At 59.1% G+C, this 11,711-nt stretch carries 6 protein-coding genes and 2 pseudogenes; 7 read left to right on the plus strand and 1 reads right to left on the minus strand.

Annotated elements, in window-relative coordinates:
* Positions 1–237 (minus strand): annotated as a pseudogene (locus PMN64_RS38760) (hypothetical protein); the annotation flags it as partial.
* Positions 238–2,892: 2,655 nt separating this feature from the next.
* Between PMN64_RS38760 and PMN64_RS38765 the strand changes: the two are divergent.
* The 7 genes and pseudogenes from PMN64_RS38765 to PMN64_RS38795 all read left to right on the plus strand — a co-directional run bounded on the left by PMN64_RS38765 (position 2,893) and on the right by PMN64_RS38795 (position 11,459).
* Positions 2,893–3,756, plus strand: a complete 864-nt coding sequence (locus PMN64_RS38765; RefSeq protein ID WP_411784567.1) for an AAA family ATPase — start codon at positions 2,893–2,895, stop codon at positions 3,754–3,756.
* A 2-nt stretch (positions 3,757–3,758) separates the two neighbouring features.
* Entirely contained in the window at positions 3,759–4,403 is a 645-nt protein-coding gene (locus PMN64_RS38770; protein WP_411784568.1) for a 4Fe-4S single cluster domain-containing protein, read from the plus strand.
* Positions 4,404–4,934: 531 nt separating this feature from the next.
* Positions 4,935–5,927, plus strand: a pseudogene (locus PMN64_RS38775) (protein kinase domain-containing protein); the annotation flags it as partial.
* Positions 5,928–6,110: 183 nt separating this feature from the next.
* Complete coding sequence (locus PMN64_RS38780; protein WP_411784564.1) at positions 6,111–7,595, plus strand: AAA domain-containing protein; 1,485 nt, start codon at positions 6,111–6,113, stop codon at positions 7,593–7,595.
* Positions 7,592–8,965: a hypothetical protein gene (locus PMN64_RS38785; RefSeq protein WP_411784565.1), complete on the plus strand. Its 1,374-nt coding sequence runs from the start codon at positions 7,592–7,594 to the stop codon at positions 8,963–8,965. Before PMN64_RS38780 ends, PMN64_RS38785 begins: the two co-directional genes overlap by 4 nt.
* Before the next feature lie 1,012 nt (positions 8,966–9,977).
* On the plus strand, positions 9,978–10,727 hold the full coding sequence (locus tag PMN64_RS38790) for a hypothetical protein (protein ID WP_317248309.1): 750 nt from the start codon (positions 9,978–9,980) through the stop codon (positions 10,725–10,727).
* Between the two features lie 60 nt (positions 10,728–10,787).
* The gene (locus tag PMN64_RS38795) at positions 10,788–11,459 is read left to right on the plus strand and encodes a hypothetical protein (RefSeq protein WP_411784566.1); all 672 of its coding nucleotides are present in this window, start codon (positions 10,788–10,790) and stop codon (positions 11,457–11,459) included.
* Positions 11,460–11,711 lie beyond the last annotated feature (252 nt).

Genomic DNA, 11,711 nt, shown 5'->3' on the forward strand with positions numbered 1-11,711 from the left:
CTGTATGATCGACCGGGGAAATTGCAGGCCGTCATCTTCGCTGGCGACGAGGCCGGCACAGAAGCCCCTCTGCATGTCGATCTGAATACGGGGAAACGGTCCGCACCGGTCGGCGCCGATGGCGTAGCCGCTTTTTCGGATTGGTTCGGCGCCAAGGACCACCCCGCAAAGCAGCGACAAGCCCGCAACGATACCCGCAATGAATGTGATGGCGGCTCCGCCGCGGTTTATCTTCATATTCCCCCTCTGAGTCTCGACCCGTGCCGGCCGCAATGGATGATCCAGCGACCTGCCGCCGCCCACAGGAGCGACGACTACGAGCGACCTGCCGCCGTCCCCAAAAATTCTGCGCTTGGCATTTTGCGATCATCACGCGGTGCTCGAGCCCTGGATATGCCCGAAACCCGCAACGTTGAGGAGCCGCGGTCGACCTTGCCGAGATCCCTGGTAAAGACATTGCGTTGTATTGCTGGGACACATCAGGATTCCAGAAAAGCGTACCAGCGCCAATCGAAAGCATGACGCCGCAGATTACGGACGGCGTGCAACAATTGACGAGGCATGCGCTATCGGGCAGCGCGTTGAAAATTGACAACTTAACCTACAGTAGTGGCGAGATTTATCGATGTATTCTGTTGGACGGTCAAGAGATTTTCGATGCGGATGTCCAAAACCGTGATGTCGATGTTTTGCACCACAGGTCAACCAACTCACGCATTTTTCCTTCACTCATCCGCTTGCAACGCAAGAAGCGCGCACCTCGACCACGCTCATTTGTGTTGTCATCGATCCTGGTCGGAGATCATCCTCGATAGGTGTGTGCCTCAATGCCTACGGAGACTCGGACATGTTAGGCAATCAGCTGCCCTTTTTGAATCTGCCTTTCCAGCTGTGAGCGGAGCGAAATTTGCACAACACCCAATGGCGGCGCGAAGTGCAATCGGGATCCGAGCCTCTAAGACGCTGCGCCGATAGAGGCGAACGACCGCTCGTCTCTCGATGGATCAGTTGCCCATAACCGCGGTTTCGCGTCCTCGCCGCAATTGCGCGCACGAGGATCAGACATTAGATCGCCACCACCTCGCGCTCGACAATCCCAGCCATGGCAACATTTGATGTTGGCTCGACTGCGCGCAATGCCGGCGCCACCTGCACATTTCGCGGCTAGATGGCTTCGGATATGCCTCGTCGCTGCCCGGCGAGGCGACGCAACGTTCGAAACCATTCGTGACGCGCCGGGAGTAGGCTGCATAGTCGGCGATCTGATACTTCTCGCGGAACGAACTCGGCTCGCGGCGTGACGACGTAGGCCATACCCGCCTGCACCCCGCGGGCTTCCACGAGCAGGTAAAGCCAAGCCTGAAGTACGGTGTTACCTGTCCTTTCCCGCGCGAGCTCGCTGTCTGTCTTTTCATACGAGTCACTTCATACGACAACACGCCAAATAGGCCGGTCGACCCGCGCAGGACGTCCGTACGGCCGTTCCATCTTCGCGCCCGGAACGATCCCTGCATCGCCGCTCCAGAGCGGATATGCTCGCGCCAACCAGACCGGCATCGACCCCTACGCGGTCGATTACGGTGACGGCTCGACCGCCGTCCTTGATTGATCGACCTACGCCAAACGTGCAGCCCACGGCGCCCGGAGAGCGTCGCAGGAACCAGATCCCATATGACGGTTTTTCGAAGTTGGCCGGCAGCGATTCAGATCGAGTTTTTTTCAAATACGGACAGTTCAGATGGCCGACCAGATCGCCGGCAGCAGATTAATGGTGCTCCCGATGTGCATGCGCGCCTCCAATCTCGGCCGATCCGCCCTTCTCGTCTTGCCGTCGCCTTATCCCATTTCCCTATGAACTCCTGGGAAATACTCTCGAAATCGGCGAGCAAGATAGCTTATAGTCGCGCGATACGAGTACACGGGGGCCTTATCGGTGCAGGATAGTTCGGTGGAAAGAGCCAGATGGCTCCGCGATTTGCTGCGCTTTCTGCCGCTCCGTAGCCAATTCGTGCTCTCCGGCAATACCCGTGACCTTCAGATGCACGAGGTCGTGCCTAGCGAGGTTACCGCAGCGCCGCTATCGAGGGTCCTACCGGACGTTTTAAAGGAAGCGGGCTATGCGCGGATCGCATGGTTCGATCTTCTGAATGGTTTTCGGGATATCGAGCCGGCCGACGGAAGCTATCTCACTCAATTGGGTCTGATGCCGACCAACGGCGCGGCGGCGGGCGGGATCGATCTGCTGTCGACGACGCTTGAACGGCACGTCGCGGCCGAAGGGCTGCCATCAGCCCTCATCGTCGATTTCGCGTCGAGACTGCTCGCGCGAAGCGAGGCATTATCACCTGCCGAGCACCAGCTTTTCTCCCGCGCGTTGATCCTCTCTCATGCGGCGCGTGCGCGTCCGGCGGGCGATAGACGCCTTCCCTTCTTCAATACGGTCGTCTGGATCGTCGACAAGGAGGGTGATCTGCCAGATTGGTTCCTGATCGGAAACCCGAAGATCAGACACATCCCCATCGGACGACCGGATCATATTGCGAGAAGAAGCATGATCCGCTCCCTCGTCCGGGGGCTGCCCGGTGCGCAGAACGCAGAGCAATCGGACTTGGACAAGTGTACCAAAGCGTTCGTGGACGAGACGGAAGGCCTGCTGTTGCTGGACGTGAGCGCGGTCGCACAGCTTGCCCGCAGTGAAGCAGTCCAGTTCGATCGGATCGGGGATGCCGTCCGACGTTTCAAAGTGGGCGTGACCGAGGATCCTTGGCGCAAGATCAGCCGCGACAAGATCAGCTCGGGTGAAGAATTCGTAAGACGACGCGTCAAGGGCCAGTCTCACGCAGTTACGCATATGCTGGACATCGTCAAACGGGCAGTGACCGGGATCGGCCAATCGCCGCGCGGCGGTCGCCCAACGTCTTTCTTGCCGGGCCGACCGGCGTCGGCAAGACGGAACTCGCCAAGACGATCACGAGCCTGCTGTTCGGCGACGAATCTGCATATATCCGCTTCGACATGTCGGAGTTCAGCGCCGAGCACTCCGATCAACGGCTGATCGGCGCACCGCCAGGCTATATCGGCTACGACGTCGGAGGCGAGCTTACGAACGCTATTCGCGAGAAACCATTTAGCGTCGTCCTTTTCGATGAGATCGAGAAGGCGCATCCGAGAATCCTCGACAAATTCCTGCAGGTTCTCGACGACGGCGTCCTCACCTCCGGGCGAGGCGATCGCGTCTATTTCTCCGAAGCCTTCATTGTGTTCACGTCGAATTTGGGCATCTACGTACCGGGTCCCTCCGGCGAAAGAATTGCCAACGTCACGCCCGAAGAGACTTTCGAAGTGGTGCGCAGGAAGGTCCGAGGCGAGATCGAAAGGCACTTCAAACAAGTTCTCAACCGGCCCGAGATATTGAACCGGATCGGAGAGAACGTCATCGTTTTCGACTTCATCCGGCCCGAGATCGCAAACGAGATATTCGACCAGATGGTCGACAACCTGCTCAATGAGGTCAATTCGCTGGGCTATGACGTGACTTTGGCCGGACCTGCCCGCGAGGTCCTTCGCGGCCTATGCCTTTCTGATCTTTCCAACGGCGGGCGAGGCATCCGCAACCAAGTCGAATCTCATCTCATCAACCCGCTGTCGCGCAGTCTGTTCGATAGCGGAGCGGAAGCTGCGCGCAGATACAGGATCGAAGGGATTCACCCTGGGCCATCGACGACGATCGACCTCGTGAGCGAGCAACCTCCATGACGATGGTCGCTCTGTCACGCATCCATTTCCCGGTCACAACCTTGGGGCCGGGCCGGAGGATCGGGATCTGGTTTCAAGGCTGTTCAATCCGTTGCCCAGGATGCATCTCCATGGACACCTGGGTGCACGGACGAGGAATGACGGCCATAGAGGACGTCGTCGAGGCAGTTTCACCATGGCTTTCGACGGCTGACGGCATCACGATTTCGGGTGGAGAGCCTTTCGACCAGCGTGAGGCCTTGTTCGATCTTCTGGCACGGCTTCGAGCTCGAACGCATGCCGACATCCTCGTCTTTACGGGATACCCGTGGGACACGATCTCCGAGGCGATCGCTACCTCGCCATCCCTCATCGACGCGATCGTCTCCGGGCCGTTCGATATCGATGAGAAGCAAACCCTGGCGCTTCGCGGCAGCGACAATCAGGAGCTGCACCTCATGACGCCCTTGGGCCGCGCTCGGTTCGAGGGCCTCAATCGCCCCATTGACGAAAAAGACCGCACCTTCGACGTCATCTTCGACGACAACGGAGACGTCTGGCTTGCGGGCATTCCCGCTCGCGGCGACTTCCGGCGTCTGCGAAATATTCTCGAAGGCGGCGGATCGACGCTTGGAATTTCGGAAGATACGCGTTTCCCCTCTCTGTAGAATATTGCTGATGATCAGACTTTGCCCAAACTGCGATACCGAACGGCCCGTCACCGAGATCTTCTGCGAAGGCACGTTGAACGGCCAAACCTGCGGCTGGGACCTGTCGACGGTCGATATAGCGCCGCCTGGCAGAGGAAAGCCCAATCCGCCCGCTAGCCCTCCTCCGGGCGTGCCGACCTGCCGAAACGGACATCAGGCCTCTCCCGGCGACCTGATCTGCAGCGTATGCGGCGAGCCGACAATCGAATCGCACGAGCCGCCCTCACCTGCCGAGCCCATGCCGGCGTCAGAGCCCGCGCTCGAGGCCGAAACGATCGTGGACGGTTGGCGTCTGCAGGACCGGATCACCTCATCCAGCACAGTCCGCGAACGCTTTGTCGCAACGCGCGACTCAGACGGGCGGCGAGGAATACTCACGCTCTACGCAGCGGGCTCGGAGCCTGACCATGCGATCTACGATTTGCTTCAAAGCTCCCTCGAGATCACGTCCCAGAATTCTTCGCCACCGGTCGCTGGCAAGACCGCGCCTATGAGGTCGCGGAGGAATTCAAGGGCGGCACTCTGGCGGATTTCGCTGTCGATCCTGCCGATCCGGTCGCGATAGATAGGTTAGTCGGCGAACTCGCGCAGGCGGTTCACGCCCTCACCGAAGCCGGGTTGCGGCACCGGGATCTGCGGCCTTCGGTCATCTTCGTGCGCTCAAGGGAGCCGCTGGACCTCGTCATCGGGGGCTTCGGGTCCGCACGGCTCTCCGAATTCGATCTCGATATCGTGTCTCCGCTCGAAACAACCCGCTATATGGCGCCCGAAGCGATAGCCGGCGGCGTCGCTCCGGCTTCCGACTGGTGGAGCATGGGGATGATCTTGCTGGAGAAGATCACCCAAGGCGCGTGCTTTCAGGGCATCAACGAGCAGGCCTTTCTGATTCACGTTCTCACCAACGGCGTGCACCTACCCGAAAATCTGGATGATCGGATCAACACCTTGCTGCGCGGCCTGTTGGCGCGTGACAGGCGCCAGCGCTGGCAGTGGAAGGAAGTTCAGGCGTGGCTGCGCGGAGAGGCCGTATCAGCTCCGGCGGCCGATATAGCGGGCGACACAGAGGGCCGGACCTCGATTTCGCTGGGTGGCCAGCAATATCGATCCGCAAGCATGTTCGCATTGGCGGCAGCTGATGCCGCGAACTGGGACGGCGCCAAGGCCCTTGTCCTCAGAGGCGCCGTCGCAAGCTGGGCGTCCGAGGCCGGCTTCGAAGCGGCGATAGCGGCAGGTCTCCGGCAAATCCTGCGGGCCCAAGATCTTTCCGAGGATTTGAAGCTCTCCATCTCGCTGAAGACCCTCAATCCGTCGATGCCCCTGATCGTCAGAGGCAATATCGTCACGCCGGGTTGGCTGCTCGACCAGCCGGCAACGAATTGGCGGCGCTTCCTGGAAAAGACGTCAAGGTTGGCGCTCAAGAACGGCAGCTCGTGCCCGCTGCCGTGCTCTTCCATCTTGCGTTCATGGGTCAGGCCGTCATGAGGGACCTCGAGACGCTACGGGGCTTACCGCCGACGGCGACCTCGCTCGAGGCCGCGCTGCGTTTGAACGAACAGCAACTGCCGCCTGCTGCACCATCGCAAGTGAAGGAAGTCGACCGATACTTCACGGCCGACAGCGATCCCTCGCAGGAGGCGGCCGTTCCGCGGCCCGAGAGCACTGCGGTTGCGCGAATTCATCGATCGCGCCGCTCCGCTCGGTCTTTTCGCTCTCCGCCCGGTCTGGCTCATGACACCAGACGTCGCGAGCCGCGTGCTGCAACCACGCGCCGGCCTCTTCGATACCGTCATCTTTGACGAGGCTTCACAGATGCCGGTTGAATATGCCCTGCCCTCCCTATTCCGAAGCAGGCTCGTCGTCGTCAGCGGCGACGAAAAGCAGATGCCACCGACCTCCTTCTTCGCGAGTAAGGTCGAGAACGACGAAGCGGCGATATTCGACGGCGAAGAGCCAGAAGAAGGAGCGAGCGAAGAGGAACGCCAGGTCTTCGCGGAGACATGGAACCGAAGAGAGATCAAGGATTGTCCCGATCTCCTCCAACTTTCGCGCTCCGTACTTCGTACCCGTACTCTGCAGGTGCACTATCGATCCAAATATCGGGAGCTGATTTCATTCTCGAACGCATCGTTCTACGCCAACGGTCTTAGTGTCCCCGTTCGCCATCCCGAAGAAACAATCCGCAGGCTCAAGCCCATCGAAGTGGTGCGCTCGGACGGCACGTATCAGAGCCAGACGAACCAAAAGGAAGCGGGCGATGTGGCGGAATATCTATCCGAGCTTTGGGAGGACTCTTCGCCACCGTCGGTCGGTGTCGTCACGTTCAACCGCAAGCAGGCCGACGCCATAGAAGATGCTTTGGAAGACCGCGCCGAAAACGATGCCTCGTTCCGCGAAGCGTTGATGCGTGAGCGCGAGCGAACGGAGCATGGCGAGGACATGGGCTTTTTCGTCAAGAACGTGGAGAATGTGCAGGGCGACGAGCGTGACATCATTGTTTTCTCGACGACGTTCGGCCGCAACGAGCACGGGGTCTTCCGCAAGAGCTTTGGCGCGCTGGGGCACGCTGGAGGCGAGCGGCGCCTGAACGTTGCGGTAACACGTGCAAGAGAGAAGGTGGTCATCGTCACATCGATGCCGATATCGGAGATATCGGACCTGTTGACGAGACGAAGCGGTCCGAGGGTGCCGCGCGACTATCTGCAGGGCTACCTCGAATATGCCAGGACGGTATCCGACGGCCTCGCAGACTCCGGAAAGACGCTCCTGGACCGGATGGTCACCGAACAGCGTCCCCAGCATGAGGGTGGACAATATGAAGACGACGGCTTCACCAGGTCCGTCGAAGCCTTTCTGGAGGCGAATGGCTGGAACCCGAATCGGGCTCGTGATGGCGGGGCATTCAGCCTTGATTTTGCCGTGACCGATCCCCGGACCGGCCTCTACGCGATAGGCGTGGAATGTGATGCGCCACGACACCGGTTGCTGGAAAAAGCTCGGGCTCGCGAGATCTGGCGTCCCAACGTATTGGGAAGAGCCGTCCCTCATGTCCACAGAGTTTCCTCTTATGGTTGGACGCATGCCGGAGGCGCCGAACGGCTACGGCTCAAGAACGCTGTCGAAAACGCGCTCCGTGGAGGAGGATTGCAATGAGCGGACCCAAAGCATTCAGGATCGTTACCCGAGCCGAGATTATCGCCATCTGTCATCGCAACCTGGCGCGGCTCGACGCCGCGATCGAAAGCTGGATTTCCGCAGGCAGACGCAACGGAACGATCGAGCAGAAGGACGTCGAAAGGGTTATAGCCCGGCGGGACGAGCTTCGTCGCCTGCTGGCTGCCGATCGTTTCGTCGAACTACAGAAGCAGGTCGCCGCCGAGATCGGCTTCCTTCAGGCAGACTCCGAACGCCGCATCGAGAGGGCTGCCGAAATGGCGGCACGTTCGAAGCGCCATTTGCGGCGCTCCAAAGCCGCAGCTGAGGCACTGCTGCAGAGGCTACAATCTTTGAAGGTCGAGATTCCGACCGACATTCGAAACGAGCTCAGTGGCTCGACCGGATCTTTCGAGCGCCTGGAAGCGGCCATGGCAAAGGCGCTGTTGTTGCTTCCTTCACGGGCTCCGCAGCATACCCCGACAGACCGCCAACGCGAGCTTGCCACTCGACTAGGCGCCGGCGAAGACCGTGACACGCTGCAAGAATGGATTGCTCGACAACCGCAGGAGACGGAGGATCCTGCCTTGGCACGCATCGATACTGTCCTTGGCGAATTGAGCGGGCTTGGCATCGATTCCTCCCCATTCTCGGACCGTATCGCGCTGCTGGAATCAGAGCCGCTGGCTCGAAGATCGCTTGTCGCGGATAGTCTTCTGTTGGACCTCGCAGCGGCCGTGAAGGATGGCCGCGCCAGGGCGCGACTAGCGGACGAACTCCGGGCGCGACGCGCCGAACTTTCCGTGATGAAATCACCGCAGGCGGCCTCGCTGCTCGCCGAAATCGACGAGACCCTCGCCGCGCCGTCGGCCAGCAACGGACGAGAACTCGTCAAACACGCAGACTTTCTCATCGAGGAAGAATTCAAGGCGCTGGCCGCCGAGGAGCGCAGGCGCGCGGTCCTGGAAGGTCTTGCCAGCCTGGGGTACGAGGTATCCGAAGGAATGGCGACTGCCTGGGTCCAGAACGGCCAGATCGTCCTGCGCAAGGCGGCCAATCCTGGCTACGGAGTAGAGCTCTTGGGCGGATCGAGATCAAATCTCCTCCAGGTGCGGGCCGTGGGTATTGGTAGCTCTACTGACGTTCGCGACGAGAATCGTGATCGTGACATGGAAACGATCTGGTGCGGGGAGTTCGATCGATTGAGGACGTTGGTCGCTAAAGCAGGCGGTAACGTTGCGATGGAATTCGCAAGGCCGGTCGGTCAATTTCCTCTGAAGATCGTGTCAGGTCCAGGTGTGAGCCACCAAGCGGAGGCTGCTGAAAGATCATATCAATCACTATCAATCAACCGCCTCAAAAGCCACTAGCGCAACAAATGTGATTCCGCAGATATCAGCGGGTCACACAGCCGAAGTATCTTCTTTGCCCGGTCGAGAGCTTTTGCGACAACTCGTTTACCCCCACGATTTGCCCGCCTGGATACTAGCCTCGACGCTTGCCACAATCTAAGCTGGAATCCGCCGCAGCTTTCTGCAGGAACATTTGCGCGATCCGCCATTATCCGCAACTGCTTGTCGTGCTTTGACCAGTGCGGTCGAGAAGTCGCCGATGTGGCTCGCAAACTCAATCTCGTTCAGGGCGGCATCAAGCAACGCATTGTCCTCTGCGAGTGCGGCGCCGCCGCCTTGCGCGATTCCGCATCGTCGTTCATCTCCGTCCCGTACCAGCTAGACACCGGTTACTCCACGTGTCGAGAGCCGTGGCTGGACGTTTTTGGTGCTTGCGGACCCATTGCCTGGCTTCGCCTCGGGTTCGACACGAGAAAATTCGATTCCAAATCCGTCAAAACGCATCCCGCCATTTCAATCATACACTTCTCATCAAGAGAATGCGCAGTGACCCTCGACCGGGATGGTTCCTCATCTTCGAGGTGACTGCCTCCTAGCGAACTTACTCATCGGGAGCGCTAGCCTCGATTTTCCTTTTGGTCATGGGCGAGCGCGCTACATCCTACGTCGCCGCTTGTTCAACTCTACAACCTGACGCTACGTACGATTCAAGCGATTCTTAATACTGATGCATACTAGCGCGACTTATCGGTTATGCGCGCGCTATCACTCTCAACACTCAGACCACTCGAACTGTTTCCAACGCGGCAAGTCGTTGGAGCCACCATCAGGGACTACTGATCGCTTTACTATTTAATCGCTATTGCATTCTAGATCCTGATAGCTTGGCGATGATAGCTGTCGACCAAACACTTTGATGGCGCCCCAACGAGTCAACTGTCCCTCGTTCTGCCATTTTCTCATCCAAAGCAGTCGCCCGCCGCTGGCGCATGTCGCGCCGGCGCGAAAGCGAGTGTCTGAAGGGAATTCCATGGTGAAGCCAGTTGTGATTGTGGTCGGCGCGGACAAGGGTGGTGTTGGAAAGACGACGGTATCGCGAACGCTTCTCGACTACTTCAGCAACAATACTGTGCAAACCCGCGCTTTCGACACGGAGTCACCGCGGGGAACGTTGAAGCGCTTTCATCCTGAGATCACCGAGATCGTCGACATGACGACGACCGCAGATCAGATGAAGATTTTCGACACCTTGAATTCTGGGCTATCCGTGACCGTTATCGATGCTCGCGCCGGCTTGCTGTCGTCAGCGCTGGGTTCCTTGCGCGACATCGGCTTTTTGGACGCCGCGCGCTCCGGCCAAATCACATTTGCCGTATTCCATATCCTGGGGCCCTCGATCGCCTCGCTGGACGAGATCGCCGAGACCGCCGATTTCATGAACGGCGCGAAATACTTCCTGGTGAAGAATTTCATCAACGACACCCAATTCTTCCAGTGGGACCAGTCGACCTACAATTCCTATTTCCATCGCATCAAATATGCGACCGAGCTTACCATACCCAAGCTCGACGCGATGGCCTATGAGCAGGTCGAGGTCGCTTCCGTGCCCTTCGTTGACTTTATCGCGAACAAGGGGCGGCGCGATGAGCCGGCGAACTACTCTTTCGTGCTGCGCGGCTATGTCCGTCACTGGCTCGCAAATGTCTGGAGGGAGTATGACCGCATCAACTTGACCGAATTGACCGGCGCCAAATCGGCGGCCCGCGGCGGCGGGGAATAGCCGCACACTCGGCGAGCGACGGGCCGAGCCACCTACGAAACTCGATTGATACAGCCGGCTATGTTAGCAACGCCCATCTACATCATCTGCTCTCCTAGCCCGCAGGTCGGTAAAACCCTCGTCGCTCGCCTGGTAAGCGAGTTCCTGGTGCTGAAGAACGGCACAGCGCTCTCTTTCGATGTCAATCTGAGGGAGCCATCATTGCTCGATTACCTTCCTCACATCACGGAGACCGCAGATGTGATCGATACCTACGGCAAGGTCCAGCTGATCGACCCCCTTGTCGTCCACGATCGGGTGGCCAAGGTGATCGACCTCGGCTTTCATGCCTTTGATGAATTCTTCAAGACGTGCGAAGAGATCCGCTTCATGAAAGAGACGGTACGCCATTATGTCGTCCCGATCATCCTATTCATCGCAGGCACTGATCGTGTGTCCTGGCGCAGTTATGAGATGCTGCGGCGACAGACCCCTCCAGGGGCGCTGGTCACCGTCCACAACGAATTCGTGCTGCGTGGCCCACTACCTGACATCATGGATGACGGGCCTGTCCTCCGGATCCCCGCGTTGCCGAGATTTTTAAAGGCCTACATAGACCGACTGAGTTTTTCCTTCACTGGATATCTGCGCAACGAGAAGGATTGGTCGACCGAGCTGCATCAATGGATTCGAGGCAACTATACCCTTCTTCGCGACTTGGAAATGACTGCTCAGATACGGAGACCATACTAACTCGCGGATTCAATGTCGGTGGTCTGTATCGCACAATTGCGGGACCCAGACTCACTCACTCGGGTCGACTGCGCCAATTGTCCGATTATGACGGCGGTCGTCGGCCATGGCCAAGACCCTCCGCGATGTGGTCACCGCGCGAACCCGCCATAGGCGATCGCGCGGGCGGTGCGCTGACTGTCGAACCAGCCGGGCGTAGAGCATGGCAGAACGAGCTGAACTCGCTTCGACCTACATAATCCAGTCCATGGG

Source organism: Bradyrhizobium sp. UFLA01-814 (assembly GCF_046718885.1).
GTDB lineage: Bacteria > Pseudomonadota > Alphaproteobacteria > Rhizobiales > Xanthobacteraceae > Bradyrhizobium > Bradyrhizobium elkanii.